Origin of the sequence: Moorena sp. SIO3A2 (assembly GCF_010672265.1) — a bacterium.
Classification (GTDB): Bacteria; Cyanobacteriota; Cyanobacteriia; order Cyanobacteriales; family Coleofasciculaceae; genus Moorena; species Moorena producens.
This window is the reverse complement of the sequence record NZ_JAAHHC010000043.1, coordinates 22,046-38,518: the sequence shown is the minus strand read 5'-3', so window position 1 is coordinate 38,518 and position 16,473 is coordinate 22,046. Positions and strand designations below refer to the sequence as shown.

Below are 16,473 nucleotides of genomic sequence, written 5' to 3'. Positions count from 1 at the left end.
CCCGTCAGTTCTCTGGAATTCGCTAACTTATGATAATAAGAGCAGGCTCCGAGAGGAACTAATTATGATAGCTAGCACAGCTACTTACCAAGTTACCTGGGAAAAGTTACCAAAAAATTTGGGTAATCGCGCCCCGTCCTTATAGGACGGTTTTTTTTGAAATTAAGACTTGACGGTTTTCTAACATCGTGTTATTATAGATGCCTAACGAAAAAAAATTAATGGTCTAGATAAACATGATCTTAAAATAAGTAGATGATGTAAAAAATAAGCTAAGAGATAAGCTTATTGCATAATCAAATCTAACGATTTGGATATCTACGAAAACATAAGATCAAGAAAAAGTTTATCTAACTTGTTAACTAGATTAGGCAGGGTAAGCGCAAGAATCAATAAGCTGTAGCTTATTGAGAAAAAACTGGGTTCATTATCAACTATTAAACTCTATTGAGAATCAAGTTCTACGAGATTATAGGGGTTTCGAGCCACGATCAACCGATATCCAGCCAATGCACATTATGGGCAATTTTTTCTTGCGCTTACCCTGCTAGATTAGGTACGGTGGGGCACACCGAAACCTGGGTCATAGACCAAGTACGCTTGTGAAGAGGAGACCTCTATTTTTTCTGGCTCCGGCCTGGTTAAACAAGTCACCCCGTGGAAGCAAGAATCCCCGTCCTTCCAGGGCGGGGAGTGTCAACTGATGATTTCCTTCTTGACGACGAACCAGTGGATGATATCAATCAACCTCCCTGGCTGCTGCTCTGACACAAAGTTTTGAAATTGCTGGCAAACTACCAGCTAATGCCCTGACTACTACCAATTATGGCATCTGTGCCACTTTGAATCGCAAAATCGTGGTAAAAGCCCCAGATTGGGGATATGTGCCATCAATTCGGGTGTCAAGAGAAGAACTTAAACGTAATTATACCCCAAGACTTCAAGGGGATATTCCTGCTATTGTCATGGAATTTCTCTGTGATACTGAAGCTGGGGAGTATTCCAACAAGCCAACCTATCCTCCGGGCAAGTGGTTTTACTATGAGCAAGTGTTACAGGTTCCCAACTATGTAATTTTTGAGCCAGACACTGGAGTAATAGAAGCCTATCGGTTAGATGATTCAGGACGTTATCAACTCGAACCACCCGATGCCAATAACCGTTACTGGATTGATCAAATGAGCTTATTTCTGGGTATCTGGCAAGGAACTAGGGAAAACCGAACTGGTTACTGGTTACGTTGGTGGGATCAGCAAGGAGAACTGTTGCTGTGGGGTTCAGAGTTGGTCATCCAGGAACAGCAACGAGCTGAACAGGAACGGCAACGAGCTGAACAGGAACGGCAACGAGCTGAGCAATTGGCAGCGCAGCTAAGAGCAGCAGGCATCGAGCCAGAGGGATAATTCCTCAACTGGAATATCATATCGATTCCGGTAGGATTGCTCTTTTCAAGCTTGGGTAATTGGTAATTGGTCATTGATCATTGGTAAGCTATCAGCTATCAGCTTATGCGCTACGCGCACGCTACGCGAACAGCTTTCAGCTTATGCGCCTTTGCCAAAGGCCACGCTATGGGAATGGCTGATGGCACCTCAAGCAGCGTGAGCTTTTAGCTCACGGCTGACGGCACCTCAAGCAGCGTGCGCGTAGCGCATATGCTTACGATCATTGATATTTGATCTCTTACTCAGTTCAATGGAAAAAAGAAACGCCAACCAAAAATTATTTAACACTTAACCAACTAAACATTTCGGCAACAGATAATTTCCAATCTTTAATACTATCTAACACAGGTAAAATTTCTTGATCTGATTTTATTTCTGGCAATTGATTCGGTTGAAATATCATCACTGATTCATCTTCAGGATCAATTAACCAGCCTAACTCTGTTCTCTGGTTCAGACAAAACAGAATTTTTTTGATAACTTTATTCGCAGATTGTTCAGGAGAAAGAATTTCGATTACCCAATCAGGATAAAGCTCAAATTTATTGGCTATTCTTCCTTTTTCTGTTTTCGGAATACGATTCCAACTAAATACTGTAATATCTGGAACAATAGAACGTCCCCCAAAAGTACATCTTAATTCAGTAAAAGCATGAGCATTTTTTTTCGGTAAAATAAGTTCATTAATCGCTGTAGCAAGACGAGTTTGTAAGGTACTATGTTCTCCTTGAGGAATAGGTTTTTGTTGAATTTGTCCATTGACATATTCAGTAGCAGGTTTGGTTTCAGGAAGTTCTAAAAATTCCGCCAGGGTTAACGTTTGTCTAATTTGATTCACAGCAACCATTGATGACCTCCTGTTTCTTAGATTTTAACTGTTGCTGGATTCAGTTCCAGTTATGCCCACCAGAAAAGCGATGCTCGGTACGAGCCGCTACGCGAACGCACTCTACAAGATCCGTTTACTCTTTCAACCAATCAAATATCTCACCCACCTTAAGCTGCACTGCTTCGGCAAACTCTGGCACGGGCAACACTACCTCTAAGTTCTCAAACAGTTGCACGGATTTATCGGCACTATAGACAAATATCAAGGACTCTTCCGGATCCAATAACCACCCCATCTTAGTACCGTTGTCGAGACAATGGAGAATGTTGCGAATGACTTTGGTTTGGTTCTGCTTGGGGGATAAGATCTCGATAGTCCAATCTGGATGTAGATTGAACGAATTGGCCACTTGGCCATCATGATCACGAGGAATCCGTTCTGTACGAAAGACGGCAACGTCTGGGACAATTGATCGCCCACCAAAGGTACACCGCAGTTCGGGGAATGCCTGGGCAGTTCGCTCTGGCTTTAAAGCGAGTGTTAAAGCAAAACTCAATTCCCGTTGAAGGATGCTGTGCTTTCCTTGAGGCATAGGTTTTTGTTGAATTTGTCCATTGACATATTCACTAGCAGGTTTCGTTTCAGGAAGTTCTAAAAATTCCGCCAGGGTCAACGTTTGTCTAATTTGATTAACAGCAACCATTGATGACCTCCTGTTTCTTCGATTTTAACTGTTGCTGGATTCAGTTCCAGTCATGCTCACCAGAAAAGCGATCGCATTCTCCAAAACGCGATCGCATCTTTCATTCACTACAACCATCGCACTACAAAAGCTAGATTTGCTTTAAGATATCATGGATGTTTGGGATCTTGCTTAAGCAACTCATAGTTCTTATCTGCTAATTCTTGAATTTCCTGTGGCAACTGACGGTAGTATTCCCAAAACTGTGAAGTATTGAAATGCTTTAAATTTCCTGGCACTTTCCCTCTCTGAATTCTTGCCTTGCTTGTTTAATTAGATGATCTAGCTTGCCAGATTCAAAGTCTTCCTCAATTTGCTTATCCCATAGAGATTCATAGAATTCATCAAGCCATTGAACCAGATCTGTTAACTCTCCCGTAGAGAGTTTCATTACTGCTTCTTTGATTTCTGCAACACTCATAAAATGCCATCGCCTTTATCTACTGCATCTATAATTATAATAGTGATATTCCATACCGCCAAATTGGGTAAGGGATGCAGGGTAAACGCAATAATCAATAAGGCTGCATTCTTGTTAACACTATTAATATAAATTGCAATAGCGCTGATAATCAGGGCTTAATATTATCCTAATCCTTGCCCTATATTACATTTTGGCTCAATTTTTATGGCGCTTACCCTGATAACTATAGCAGTCCTAAATTAAAATAATTACCTAAGTACAAATAATTTTACATTCACTACTGACGACAAGCCATAGCTTTTAACTACATCCGAGTTTCCAGTTACCATTGGCAACTTCATGATTCTGGGGTCCATACAGTTTGATCCCCTTGCCCCCAAAAGCCATCATATTTGCTAAGACAAACATCACCTAAAACCTTTGTCTGACAGGCTAAGCGGCGATTTGCTGTCGGAGAATGGGGCGGAAGCGATCGCCTAGCTTTATCTTTCCAATTTGCCTCGGATACTTCCCCGTCTATCTCAACCGCACAGGTACCACAGCTTCCTAATCCTCTACAGTTAATTAGTTTAGCGTTGCCGTTGTATAGGGCAACGCCATGCTCTAGTAAGACCTTGCGCAGATTACTGCCCTGGTCACATTCAAAGCTTTTTCCTTGTGCTGTTACTTTAGGCATTATTCAAGATTACTCCTTATCTGTAGCTTATTTTTTAATAAAATTAGATGCAGCTATGTTTAATGTTGTGAACAGAGCCAATCTGGCAATACACCAAGGTGCTCTTATTGTTTGATGGTTCTAGATAAGCTGCGTTTATAAATATCTAGATTTTAGATAGTTTGGTCGAGTCCTCTGTCTTGATGCAAAGCGCGAGTGGGGGAAACCCCCGCATTAAGGCGCTGCATCGCTTGATACCCTTGATCTATCAAGGCTTAAGAGATGGGTAACCTTCCTACACTGCTAAGCGCGGGTAAATGTCGGAAGGTTATCTGCGTGCCTTGCCCTTGACTAAGCTTTAGGCCATCAAAGCTTACCCTTAACTATAATTTACATTTCTTTACGATAAACTCAACTATTCTAACTGCCCATGACTTCAACAGCTTCTCACCCGATCTGGATTTACGATACAACGCTGCGGGATGGTGCCCAGCGTGAGGGAATCTCATTGTCTCTCGAAGATAAGTTACGCATTGCTCGGCAACTGGATGAGTTAGGTATTCCCTTCATTGAAGGAGGATGGCCAGGGGCAAATCCGAAAGATGTGCAATTTTTCTGGAAGCTCAAAGAAGAACCTCTCAAACAAGCAGAAGTAGTAGCCTTTTGCTCAACTCGACGCCCAAACATGATTGCTGCAGAAGACCGGATGCTGCAAGCTATTTTAGCTGCAGGAACGCGCTGGGTGACTATTTTTGGTAAATCCTGGGATCTTCATGTCACCGAAGGGCTGAAAACTAGCCTAGAGGAAAACCTAGCCATGATTCGGGATACCATAGAATACCTCCGTAGTCAAGGGCGTCGGGTGATTTACGATGCAGAACACTGGTTTGATGGCTATAAAGCCAATCGAGAGTATGCCCTCAAAACCCTGAGAGCTGCTAGAGATGCGGGTGCAGAATGGCTAGTACTGTGTGACACCAACGGTGGCACCCTACCCGAGGAAATTGCTCAGATTGTTAGAGATGTAGCTAAAGAGTTGAAAGTTGGAAGGTTGAATGTTGAAAATGAGTTGAACGTTGGAAGGTTGAATGTTGACAATGAGTTGAAGGTTGGAAGGTTGAATGTTGACAATGAGTTGAAGGTTGGAAGGTTGAATGTTGACAATGAGTTGAAGGTTGGAAGGTTGAATGTTGAAGGTTCTAACCTACCCTGCGGGAACGCCAAAGGCGAACAACCTGCTAACCTGCAACCTGCAACCGAAACTAACCTACCCTACGGGAACGCCAAAGGCGAACAACCTGCTAACCTTCAACCTGCGAACCTTCAACCTGGAACCGAAACTAACCTACCCTACGGGAACGCCAAAGGCGAACAACCTGCTAACCTTCAACCGGCTAACCTTCAACCGGCTAACCTTCAACCGGCTAACCTTCAACCGCCTAACCTCCAACCCATGTTAGGAATCCATACCCATAATGATTCAGATACAGCGGTTGCTAATGCCTTAGCTGCGGTATCTGAGGGAGCCTGTATGGTTCAGGGAACGATTAATGGTTATGGTGAACGTTGTGGTAATGCCAATCTCTGTTCTGTGATTCCTAACTTACAGTTGAAGCTAGGGTTACGCTGTATTGAAGATAACCAGCTGGCCAGACTGACCCAAGCTAGTCGTTTAATTAGCGAGATTGTCAATCTTGCTCCCAATGACCATGCTGCCTTTGTGGGTCGTTCAGCCTTTGCTCACAAAGGTGGCATCCATGTGTCAGCGGTGGCAAAGAATCCTCTGACCTATGAACATATTCAGCCAGAACAGATTGGTAACCAGCGTCGGATCGTAATTTCTGACCAGTCGGGATTGAGCAATGTATTAGCAAAAGCCCGTAGTTTCGGTCATGACCTGGATAAAAAAGACCCCGCCTGTCGCGAAATCCTGGAACGGCTCAAAGATCTGGAAAATGAAGGGTATCAATTTGAAGCAGCGGAAGCCAGTTTTGATTTGTTGATGCGAGATGCTTTGGGATATCGAGAACATCCCTTTGAACTCAAAGGCTGTCAGATACATTGCGATATGCTACAAGGGGTCAGTAAACCCTACAGTAATTCTGTGGCAACCATTAAAGTATCTGTTAACAACCAGGATATTTTGGAAGTAGCAGAAGGCAATGGACCAGTGTCAGCCCTTGATGCCGCCTTGCGCAAAGCCTTGGTGAAGTTTTACCCAGAGATTGCTGATTTCCATCTAACTGACTACAAAGTGCGGATTCTCGATGGTGCTGCTGGCACATCGGCTAAGACACGAGTGCTAGTGGAATCGAGCAATGGAGAACAGCGCTGGACAACTGTGGGGGTTTCCAGTAATATTCTCGAAGCGTCCTATGAAGCTGTGGTGGAAGGCATTGAGTATGGTTTGCTGTTGGAATCTTCAGCAAAAACACCATTGAGCCATTCCCCAGCCCTGAAAGAGCGGTAATTAGAGCGCTAATTAGTAATTAGTATTTGCTATTTGCTCACTAGCGTGCTACCCAAAGTAGACTATCTAGCTTAGCCTTGGTCAGAACCTCAAGGGGAGGCAACTTATCATAAGGTCCTTCCCAGTTAAGGGGTTGATAGACGTATATGATCGAGGCATTTTCCTCAAACCAACAAATAACTTGCCCAGTGGACCCTTCCTCACCTGGGAAGCAGTCTAGTTTCTCGTGTCCAGGAGTGTCTGAGTAGGCTATTCCTACTTTCACATCCTTTGGACCAGGGATGCGATCGCTTAGCACTTCAATCCTGCCGATTTTCTGCTGGGAGATGTCGGCATCGATTTCCACTACCGGGCTATCTTGCCAGTAGGCTCTGAAGATATCGTAAGTTTCCCCTTCAGCAGAGGTGGTTTCTTTTTTTACGGTATAACTGGGCAGAGCACTCTTGATGGTATCAGCATCAAAGTTGCTAGTTTTGTTGAGTTTACCCAAACCGTCTGCAGTCAGCCTGAGATTAGACTTAGTTTCAGGGGGGGAAGGTTTCTTGGCGCAAGCGCCCAGGATACTGGTGAGTAGGACTATGGTGGTTACAGTAAAGAGTGTTTTTCTATACAATCTTGTTACAGAGTTTATCTTAACTACTAATTACATTAGCAAGAAGGTTAAACTTAAACAATAATACTTGTTCTACTTAGCCCAAGACACTATCATGGCACTTTGACCCCAGCAACTGTTTTTGACCGCACCCATTGTCCAGGCACAAGGCGATGGGTTCCGCCGACGATGACTTGATCCCCTGGTTGGAGGGTACCGCGAACCAGAATGCGGTTACTCTGTGTCTGCAAAATTTCCACATCTCGCCGTTCGACACTGAAGACGTGAGTTGCACCAGAAAGATCCGATTCAGCCAATTCCCCCAAGACGTAGCAAGACCACAAACCACGTACTCCTTGCACTAGAGCGGTGGTGGGCAGCCAGTAACCAGCAGTAGGAATAGTTTCAGCTAATTTCCACCTCGCTACCTGTCCAGGGGACACTTGCCTGACTGCCAAGGGATCCAGGGTGAGGACAACGGTTAAGGTACGGGTGCTAGAGTCTAGTTCGGGCAGAATTGAGGAAACTCTTGCTGGATAAGTTTTCTGTCCCTCAAAGGGTGACGGTAGTGATAAACATGTAGTGATGGCCTGATCAACCCAGGGTAAACGCATCTAAATTTGTATCAAAACTTACAGTTAAAAAGTAAACAATAGTATAGAAAATATAGAATCACCCTGGTTATTATCAATAAGCCCAATTTCTTCTCAATTATTGGCCGTGTTATCCAAGGTCGATTTGAGAGTACTCTACATTCTGGTTGCGTACGCAAATCCGACTTTGATTTTTGTTCAAAGTCAACGAATTTTCCGCTGACTTTGAACAAAAAAACTGATTTAGGATGGGATTTATGGGAATTTACCCAAAAAATGGAGTTAATGATATTTTTGTCTGTTACCATTTATACCAAATTAGATGCGTTTACCCTGATATTTTTTTGATTTTAGGAAATAGGCAATAGGTAATAGGGAATCTCAGAATAGGTAACTCATAATAGGGAACATAGAAAAAATCCTGTGTACCTCATGAATATGAATAGCGCTATATATCAAGAATTAGATATAGCATTTCTAAGAGGATATCTCCCAAGTTTTTTGATACTGAATTTTGCCCCCCTAGCCCCCCAATTCTGGGGGGAACAAGAATCAATTTGCTGGTAGAAGTCCCCCAAAATTGGGGGACCAACGGGGGCTTGGATGTAGCAAATGAGACTTTTCAGACAACCTCTAAATAGATAATGAAAACCAATCCTGTGTCTTGATGCAAAGCGCGACTGGGGGCAACCCCCTTTGGCATCGCTGCATCCCTTGATCAGAAAACCAAAAATTCCTCGGATATCTTGACACTCTTCCGTGATCCGAAGTTCCCTGATAAGAAGTCTTGATGCAAAGTGCGACTGGGGGAAACCCCGGTATTAAGGCGCTGCATTGCTTTTTATATCAATCCTAGGTTTACATATAAACTAAAAATGCTAGAGCAGTATTGAAATAGTTTTTTTACTGTTGATTAAAAAAAACCTGGACTAAATCTTACTGAAACAGTATAGCCTGATTACCGCTGGGTTTGTTGATAAAGTCTCTGTTTCTAGACTCTACAAGAGCGCAAAGCATAAAAAAGGATTATAATTCAACTACTAATCACCAAGATTTTCTGATGGCTGACATCACACTAGGAGATTTAATTACATTGATTTTCCGAGAGATCACTGACACATTGGAAGAAACAAGTGATCGGGGTAGTGATCGCGGTGGTGAACCATTGAAGTTACAGGTCACTGATGTGGATGTTGAGATTCCTGCCAATCTACGGCTGCAAACTGACCCCCAGTCTTTACCAGAAAAGTCAAATAGAGTGATAGTTACAATGCCATCAGCTCGTGAAATAGAACCAGTTGGTAGTAATGGTCGTATCGGAATCACTATCACTACTGAAGACAAAAGCTAAAGGATAAACTATTGCATGTATAGCAGTTATCAATTGGGTGAGGTACCCCACCCTTGGAGTGACGCGGGAGTAGGGAAGTCAGAAGAGGGAACTTGGGATCGATGAGTAATGATGAGTCAGTAACAGAGGATAACCAAGAATGGCAGCTGGCAGAATTGGTGGATGCGATCGCATCGGAAATTGACTATGCGGAAGATACTCTCTCCCTCAAATCCTATGCTCGTGGTAAGTCTTTGGCTATCAAACAGCTAAACCTGGATTTGGAAGTAACAGTGCGCCGTGGTCAAGATCGAGAAATTTGGTTTCGGACGGTTGTTGATCCCAAGGAAAATGGTGGTACTGTTCTCAAATTGGATTTTACCCAAGTACTACAGAGTCAGTTGCATGGGGTACATAAGCCCCTAGATCGACCAGTAGATAACCGTCCTCTGGCTACGTTACCAGATATTACTGATGCTGAGATCAAACAACTAAATGCGATCGCAATTTACTCCGTTGATGACCTAGATCGCTACACCCAAACCCCAGCAATGATCGCCGAAGTTAGCCGCAAAACTGATCTTCGAGAAGCACGGATTCGGATGTGGCGACAACTGCCATTTTTGACTGAAGTGAAACCAGCCAAATCACCGCCAGGGAGTAGTGTGGTGATTGAAGGGGGTAATTTCGGTTCTGTGCCTTCACCCGATGCTCTAGTTTTGTTTCAGGGTCAGCCAGCCCAAATCATCAGTTGGAGTGAGTCCCGCCTGAGTGTGATTATGCCCCAAGTCACGGGTGTTGGTGTGCTATTTGCTGTGATTAATGGTCAAACGACCAATACTCTTCCTTGGGAAGCCACTACCATTGATTTATTGGTGCGTGACATTATCCTAAATCCGCCATTACCAGTAGCAGGGGATTTAATTACATTAGAAGCAGATCTAATTAATCAAGGAAGTAGCCCTTCCGGTTCTTTCCAAGTTGAGTGGACTATTAATAATCTATCTGACCTTAGTCCCCATGGCACCTTACAACCAAATCAGCGATCGCAAGACAGCAGCATTCGTCATCAACTTAGGTTTAAGGCTGGCTTCCATATGATCCGCTTCACGGCTGATCCACAACAACAACTCGCCGATATCAACCCAAGCAACAGCACCTTTACCAAAAAGATTTGGGTCAAATCGCGCCAAGAGCTTACCATTGCTGATTTTCGTCCGATTAAGACCCTTGACCCTTTGCTCAACCCAAACCTAGGACCAGCAGATGTATTGAGTCTGGTGTTCCGGGGTTTATGTCGTTTTAATTCCTTACGTGGGTTGCTGGTTCCCGATCTTGCTGTCAAGTGGAAGCTAGAAACTGTAGACAAAATCACTAAAATTCTTTATTTCCAGCTTCATGACAACCTACGTTTCCACGATGGCACCCCTCTAACGGTTGCTGATGTTGAGTTCACTTATCAGGTACTACGGAAAATTGACTCACCCTGGCGCAAACTGGTTTTGACAAGCATCAGGGATATCAAAAGTGGTAGATCAAAAAACCATTGCGTTTACATTACAGTCTGCCTCTCAAAGGTTACCCTCTCAATCCCATCCCCTCAGGGAAATTGATTCCATTGAGCCTAGGGATTCCCATCCCTTAGCAATCGACCCAGGCCCGGTAGCTAAACCTCCTATTCATCCCCAACTTTTAACTTTGGGAATTGTACCGCGCCATTGTTATGGTACAAAACACTTTGGGATAAAGCCGATTGGGACTGGACCATTCCAAGTTGAGACCTTCGGTTCTAGTGGCATCCAGTTGAGTGCTTTTCCAGACTATTGGCAAGGCACACCACGATTTGATCAAATTGTCATTCCCGTCATCTGTGATCACAAACAGCTGCTCGATATGGTGCTAGGCCATAAAGTCACTGCAGCGGTGCTCCCTTACTCAAAAGACCTGGCACAGACCTTGAGGGAAAACAAAGAATGGACTGTCGTGCCTCTTACCCAATCTCAGCCACAGTTACTACAAGTACAATCGACTAGGATTCAGGAACGGATGCCCAACCCTTTCAATACAAACTGGAATGCTCATCTGTGGTACAGCACTTCTCCATCGGGTGAGGTACAAAGTTCTGGGTTGGAGGGAGTAGGGAGTAGGGAGTAGGGAGTAGGGAGTAGGGAGTAGGGAGTAGGGAGTAGCAATGCAGTATGCTCTTGGGAACCCAGATAACTATGAGTAACGCTATATAAAGTTACAGATTATTATTGCTCCCGCTTGGATTTAGATAACGTACAAAATAAAATTTAACACAAGTCAAGTCTACCGGATTTCACTTGAAAATTTGCTAATCTGTTGAGGTGCAAATCACCTAAAAAACGATCCGAGTGTCTAAGAGCTGTATTATTTTGTAATGTTGCTTGACCTTGAGCTTATTTTGATGGGAATACCATGACTAACTTGCCTGAGCCTGTGCCACCCAATCAGCCTGAACATAGTAACAACGGTACCGCCAAGAACTCAGCCAATGGTAATTCACCACCATCTCCTCCCCAAACTCAAGAGGAGCAACATTTATCTACCCTGCCGTTGTCAAACCTACCCAATAAACCAACTATTGGATCAGTTAGTCCTGCCAATCGCTCCCTAAGCCTAATTATTCTCAGTGCGATCGCTATCATGATTTTTGGGGTAGTGATTGATAACCTCTGGATTGGGATATCCGGAGCTATTGTGGCGTTGCTGGTTTCACTGCCAGTGATTTTACCGGTTCTCAAACAATGGCTTACTGATTTGTTGCCACCACCACAAAGAATCAAAGTTATTGCCTCGATCGGAGTGGTAGCAGCAATAAGTGGCTTACTGAAATTTCTTGGTGTTTACCAAAACATCAGCAATTGGTTAGTTCAAATTAAATGGGATGAATTTGGGTCATGGGCTGAGTGGGTTGGTGCTTTGGGACAGATTTTGATTGCCGTCCTAGCAGTATTCATTGCTTGGCGACAATATGTCATTTCCAAAGACTTGACCATCCAGCAAAATATGATTACTCAGCAGCAAACCATTGATGCTTACTTTCAGGGAGTTTCAGATCTAGCCTTAGATGATCAGGGATTGCTAGAAGATTGGCCCCAAGAGAGGGCATTTTGCGAAGGAAGAACTGCTGCGATTCTCAGTAGTGTGGATGCCCATGGGAAAGCCAAAGTGCTCAGATTTTTGTCCCAAGCCCGTTTACTAACTCCCCTCAGACGGGATAATCATTTAGGACGCCCCATGTTGGATGGGTATGGAGGATACCAAGAAGACCGAGTTTATGGTATAAGAGTTATTGACCTGAATGTAATGTTAGCTGGATCAGACCTGAGTGGTACAGATTTGCGTTGGACAGAACTCGGTGAAGCTAATATGGTCAGAGCGAATCTGAGTTTCTGTGACTTAGTGCAAGCGAATCTATCCCGCACTGTTTTATATGAAGCCAACCTCACTGGTGCTGACCTCAAGGGAGTCCGCCTATTTTATGGTTCAGTAGAAACTGCCAGTCCCCGCAGTCGTACCCATCCCCCTGACTATCGCACTGGAGTTTACACCGGTGCAGTAGTCGAAAATGTTAACTTCACCGGTGTCCAGCGGATGGATGAAAAGCAGCACTACTATTGCTGTGCTTGGTGCGGTGAAAAGTCAAGAAAAACAATCCCCGGTGGTTGTCAGGGAATTCCTAATAAATTAGGGCGTTAGAAGGTCGTCTGTCAGAATGCAGAATGTAGAATGCGCGAATGTAGAATTCTACATTCTGCATTCTACATTCTTAATTCAAAAATGTTGAAGAACGATGAACCCAACCTATTCCCTGGTTATTCCTGTATATAACGAGGAAAACAGTATTTTAGAACTGTACCGACGCATCAGTACAGTAATGGATCAGTTGGGGGAGGCGGAGTTAATTCTAGTGAATGATGGCAGTTGCGATCGCTCTCTAGAGCTGATGCGAGACCTTCATCAAAAAGACCCAAGGGTATGTTACCTAAGTCTTTCCCGTAACTTTGGTCATCAAATTGCTGTCACTGCCGGTCTAAATTTTGTGCGGGGTCAAGGGATTATTGTCCTAGATGCTGATTTACAAGACCCACCAGAGATCATCCCAGTGCTAGTCGAAAAATGGCAGCAGGGTTATCAAATTGTTTATGCTCAGCGCACCCAGAGACGTCGTGAAAGTTGGTTAAAGCGCTTTCCCGCTTACCTATTTTATCGCTTACTGCGCCGTCTGGCCAATGTCGAGATTCCCATAGATACGGGGGACTTTTGTTTAATGGATCGACGGGTGGTTGATGTACTCAATGCCATGCCAGAACGGAACCGTTACGTGCGGGGATTGCGTTCTTGGGTAGGGTTGCGGCAAACCTCTGTTTCCTATGTACGTGACCCCCGCTTTGCTGGTGATATCAAGTACACCATTCGTAAATCCTTAGCCCTAGCAGTAGATGCACTGGTTTCTTTTTCTAAAGTGCCATTGCGAATCGCTACTTATTTGGGATTATTAGCAACAGCGATAGCGCTATTGATGGCAGGGTTAGTGCTTTACTGGCGGATTTTTGAACCTAATTCTCCTGTGACTGGGTTTGCCACTATTATGATTGCAATTTTCTTTTTGGGAGCAGTGCAGTTAGTATCTATTGGTATTTTGGGGGAATATGTAGGACGGATTTATGAAGAAGTTAAAGGCAGACCATTGTATGTTTTATCAGAAGTGAGGGGGTTTGTGGAAGAAGGAAGATCAAAGTAAGGAATCAGCTGACAGCAATCAGCTATCAGCTAATGCGCTACGCGCACGCGATCGCGTTCAGCATATGTTTTTTTTTTGGCGTTGCTGAATCAAGGAATGAATAGGAGTAGAGTAGGCATCCTGCCCGCCCGAAAATAATTAATAGGAGTAGAGTGGGCATCCTGCCCGCCCGAAAATAATTAATAGGAGTAGAGTGGGCATCCTGCCCGCCCGAAAATAATTAATAGGAGTAGAGTGGGCATCCTGCCCGCCCGAAAATAAGCATGAAACTGGCAAGATGCCAGTTCCACCAAGATGCCCATTCCACAGGTGCGACCCAAGGGCGATTTACTCGCCCATTGGAAAGCGCACCTACTCTTAAAATCATTCCATTATTCTTAAAATCATTCCATTATTAAGCAACGCCAGTTTTTTTTATACCCTTGGAGAAGATGCTATCTTTCTCTTTGAGAGCCAGCCTAAACCTAAAAGACTAAGTCCTATAACTGTCCCAGGTTCAGGTACACTTGCTGGTTCATCTTCAACCAGCCCAAAACTCGCTGTCTCTACAAATTCTCCATCTATCTCGAACACAGTAAAAAACTCTGGAAAACTCGGAGCCGGACCAGTAGCAGGGCTAAAACTAAAATCTTCTGTACTCCAACGTAATTGCTGGCCAGCTCCAGCTCCTTCGAAGATTAACCACACAGGCTCTGTAGTAGAATCGGCCTTGGTATAGGTTCTATTGTCGAAAAAAAACTCAATCTTATCTACCGGATAACTTATCTCGATCACTGGAAAATCCGGTATAGAAGCAAAAAATTTCCTCCGGGTTTCATTGGCGTCATCATAGCTGAACTTACCAGAAAATTCTTCTGTTCCAAACTCATAGGTAATAGTAATAGCTTGGGCAGGATTAATTTCAATCACTGCTAGGCTTAAAGCCGCACCAGTAGTGATTATTGCTAATTTTTGGCAGATCCTTTGTCCCTTAAACATTAATTTAAACCTGTCTCTTATTTGTTGATATTACTGATTTTTCACTCATCTAATTAAGTCTATACCAAGGGTCATTATAGTTGACCAACATTACAGAAGCTTTACAGAAAATTTAATTAAAAATTATAAAATACCATTGTGGATAACGGTTGAGACTATAGCAATAGGGGTAGGGAGTAGGGAATAGGGAATAGGGAACAAAAAGGGGTTGATAAACTTTAAATTTATTAACACAGTTAACAGAATTGATGTCTAAGTAGTTACTTGAAAACTTGTTGATAAATCCCAACTACATTCTGGTAAACTAATCCGTCAGCCTTCAGCCGTCAGCCTTCAGCCTTCAGCCTTCAGCCATTTGCTTAGCGTGGGCAATGCGCAATGCGCAATGGCAAAACGAGAGCATTTAATAGTTCGAGATTAATGAGAATTGAAAGTTTCGGTAAAAGCTGATAGCTGATACGCGACACCCTGATCGCTGGTATTTCAAGTAACAGTAAGGAGAAACTAATTAATACTAAACTCTAGCGTTTATCAGAGTTATCAGGTACATTAAATTTTATTATCCCTACTCCCTACTCCCTACTCCCTACTCCCTGTTCCCTTTGCTATATGATTGAATTTGCGTCTTTCAAAACTCAACTAGCTGCTTCAGCTCCCCGTTTGTTTGAGCTAATTGATGGTTTTAAGCAATCTAAGGTACTGGTGGTTGGTGATTTAACTCTTGATGAGTTTCTCACAGGTGAAGTGGAACGAATTTCACGAGAGGCTCCAGTATTAATAATACGTCATGAAACCACTCGTCAAACCCCTGGTGGTGGGGCAAATGCTGTTTATAATTTCGCTAAGCTGGGAGCAGAGGTTAAGGTAGCTGGGTTTTTGAGTAAAGATCCTCAAGGGCAAGTGCTGCGGACGATGTTTGAGGAGGTAGGGATTGATACTAGTTCGATCGTGATTGATCCAGACCGACCAACTGTGACCAAAAGCCGGATTGCTGGTCATGCCCGTCAGTCGGTGACTCAGCAGATTGTACGAATAGACCGCAAGTCAGATGAATTGCCCGACCGGGATAAGCAGTTAGAGTTGGCAGCACAAGTACAACAGCATTTAGGTCAGGTGGATGCTGTAGTTTGTTCTGATTACGGAGATGGTGTGTTTACACCACCAGTAATTGAAGCAGTTTTGTCTCACGACCGCACCATTGTAGATACTCAGAAGAATCTGGAACGTTATCATGGCGCTAGAGTTTTTACTCCCAATCTGCCAGAAGCGGAGCGAGCAGTGGGGTATGGGATTAAGAGTTTTGAGGATTTGTTGAGAGCTGGTAGAGATTTGTTGGCACTGACTCAAGGGGAAGAAATTCTGATTACTCGTGGTGAACAGGGGATGAGTTTGTTTGGTCGTGATGGCAAGGTTGAGCATATCCCAGCGTTTAATCGCACCGATGTATTTGATGTAACTGGTGCTGGGGATACGGTGGTAGCAGCCCTGACCTTGAGCTTGTGTCTGGGGTCTTCCTACTGGGAAGCAGCGGTTTTGGGGAATTTGGCCGCTAGCATTGTGGTGCGCCAGTTTGGTACAGCCACCACTAGTCAGGATGAGATGAAAGAGGCTTTACAGGGATTGTTGGAGGTTGAAGCATAAACGTAA

General features: G+C 43.8%; 16 protein-coding genes and 1 pseudogene. 8 read left to right on the top strand and 9 right to left on the bottom strand.

The window, feature by feature from the left end; translation table 11 throughout:
- Window positions 1-657: 657 nt before the first annotated feature.
- Window positions 658-1,403 (top strand): annotated as a pseudogene (locus F6K64_RS30280) (Uma2 family endonuclease).
- A gap of 319 nt (window positions 1,404-1,722) precedes the next feature.
- Here F6K64_RS30280 and F6K64_RS30275 read toward each other — a convergent pair.
- The 5 genes from F6K64_RS30275 to F6K64_RS30255 form a co-directional block, all read right to left on the bottom strand.
- The gene (locus tag F6K64_RS30275; protein ID WP_287267330.1) at window positions 1,723-2,292 is read right to left on the bottom strand and encodes a Uma2 family endonuclease; all 570 of its coding nucleotides are present in this window, start codon (window positions 2,290-2,292) and stop codon (window positions 1,723-1,725) included.
- A 115-nt stretch (window positions 2,293-2,407) separates the two neighbouring features.
- A complete protein-coding gene (locus F6K64_RS30270; RefSeq protein WP_071105702.1) occupies window positions 2,408-2,977 on the bottom strand; it encodes a Uma2 family endonuclease in 570 nt (189 codons plus the stop codon).
- Window positions 2,978-3,126: 149 nt separating this feature from the next.
- Window positions 3,127-3,255, bottom strand: a complete 129-nt coding sequence (locus F6K64_RS30265; protein WP_267875688.1) for a hypothetical protein — start codon at window positions 3,253-3,255, stop codon at window positions 3,127-3,129.
- Window positions 3,240-3,437 (bottom strand): hypothetical protein, encoded by a 198-nt coding sequence (locus F6K64_RS30260; protein ID WP_008187253.1) that lies wholly within the window; start codon window positions 3,435-3,437, stop codon window positions 3,240-3,242. The genes F6K64_RS30265 and F6K64_RS30260 overlap by 16 nt, the downstream gene beginning before the upstream one ends.
- Window positions 3,438-3,777: 340 nt before the next feature.
- On the bottom strand, window positions 3,778-4,116 hold the full coding sequence (locus F6K64_RS30255; protein WP_287267329.1) for a 2Fe-2S iron-sulfur cluster-binding protein: 339 nt from the start codon (window positions 4,114-4,116) through the stop codon (window positions 3,778-3,780).
- Between the two features lie 409 nt (window positions 4,117-4,525).
- On the opposite strand from F6K64_RS30255, the gene cimA reads away from it, so the two are divergent.
- On the top strand, window positions 4,526-6,565 hold the full coding sequence (gene cimA / locus F6K64_RS30250) for a citramalate synthase (protein WP_287267328.1): 2,040 nt from the start codon (window positions 4,526-4,528) through the stop codon (window positions 6,563-6,565).
- 40 nt (window positions 6,566-6,605) lie between these two features.
- On the opposite strand, the gene F6K64_RS30245 is transcribed toward cimA, so the two are convergent.
- Together F6K64_RS30245 and F6K64_RS30240 are read right to left on the bottom strand one after the other, a co-directional pair.
- Window positions 6,606-7,178 (bottom strand): DUF1131 family protein, encoded by a 573-nt coding sequence (locus tag F6K64_RS30245; RefSeq protein WP_287267327.1) that lies wholly within the window; start codon window positions 7,176-7,178, stop codon window positions 6,606-6,608.
- 92 nt (window positions 7,179-7,270) lie between these two features.
- The gene (locus F6K64_RS30240) at window positions 7,271-7,771 is read right to left on the bottom strand and encodes an efflux RND transporter periplasmic adaptor subunit (protein ID WP_287267325.1); all 501 of its coding nucleotides are present in this window, start codon (window positions 7,769-7,771) and stop codon (window positions 7,271-7,273) included.
- 1,039 nt (window positions 7,772-8,810) lie between these two features.
- Here F6K64_RS30240 and F6K64_RS30235 point away from each other — a divergent pair.
- The 5 genes from F6K64_RS30235 (at window position 8,811) to F6K64_RS30215 (ending at window position 13,848) form a co-directional block, all read left to right on the top strand.
- Window positions 8,811-9,101 (top strand): hypothetical protein, encoded by a 291-nt coding sequence (locus F6K64_RS30235; RefSeq protein WP_287257401.1) that lies wholly within the window; start codon window positions 8,811-8,813, stop codon window positions 9,099-9,101.
- A 101-nt stretch (window positions 9,102-9,202) separates the two neighbouring features.
- Window positions 9,203-10,693, top strand: coding sequence for an ABC transporter substrate-binding protein (locus F6K64_RS30230; RefSeq protein WP_287267324.1), 1,491 nt, complete (start codon window positions 9,203-9,205; stop codon window positions 10,691-10,693).
- Window positions 10,608-11,234 carry an ABC transporter substrate-binding protein gene (locus tag F6K64_RS30225; RefSeq protein WP_044494051.1) on the top strand — a complete coding sequence of 209 codons (627 nt, stop codon included), beginning with the start codon at window positions 10,608-10,610 and terminating at the stop codon, window positions 11,232-11,234. Before F6K64_RS30230 ends, F6K64_RS30225 begins: the two co-directional genes overlap by 86 nt.
- 285 nt (window positions 11,235-11,519) lie before the next feature.
- Window positions 11,520-12,803 (top strand): pentapeptide repeat-containing protein, encoded by a 1,284-nt coding sequence (locus F6K64_RS30220; RefSeq protein WP_008187283.1) that lies wholly within the window; start codon window positions 11,520-11,522, stop codon window positions 12,801-12,803.
- 94 nt (window positions 12,804-12,897) lie between these two features.
- Window positions 12,898-13,848 carry a glycosyltransferase family 2 protein gene (locus tag F6K64_RS30215; RefSeq protein ID WP_008187284.1) on the top strand — a complete coding sequence of 317 codons (951 nt, stop codon included), beginning with the start codon at window positions 12,898-12,900 and terminating at the stop codon, window positions 13,846-13,848.
- A 220-nt stretch (window positions 13,849-14,068) separates the two neighbouring features.
- Here F6K64_RS30215 and F6K64_RS30210 read toward each other — a convergent pair whose 3' ends face one another.
- Both F6K64_RS30210 and F6K64_RS30205 read right to left on the bottom strand, forming a co-directional pair.
- Window positions 14,069-14,215: a hypothetical protein gene (locus F6K64_RS30210; RefSeq protein WP_154659863.1), complete on the bottom strand. Its 147-nt coding sequence runs from the start codon at window positions 14,213-14,215 to the stop codon at window positions 14,069-14,071.
- A gap of 47 nt (window positions 14,216-14,262) precedes the next feature.
- A complete protein-coding gene (locus tag F6K64_RS30205; RefSeq protein ID WP_008187287.1) occupies window positions 14,263-14,826 on the bottom strand; it encodes a PEP-CTERM sorting domain-containing protein in 564 nt (187 codons plus the stop codon).
- Between the two features lie 609 nt (window positions 14,827-15,435).
- Here F6K64_RS30205 and F6K64_RS30200 point away from each other — a divergent pair.
- Window positions 15,436-16,467 (top strand): bifunctional heptose 7-phosphate kinase/heptose 1-phosphate adenyltransferase, encoded by a 1,032-nt coding sequence (locus tag F6K64_RS30200; RefSeq protein ID WP_287267322.1) that lies wholly within the window; start codon window positions 15,436-15,438, stop codon window positions 16,465-16,467.
- Window positions 16,468-16,473 lie beyond the last annotated feature (6 nt).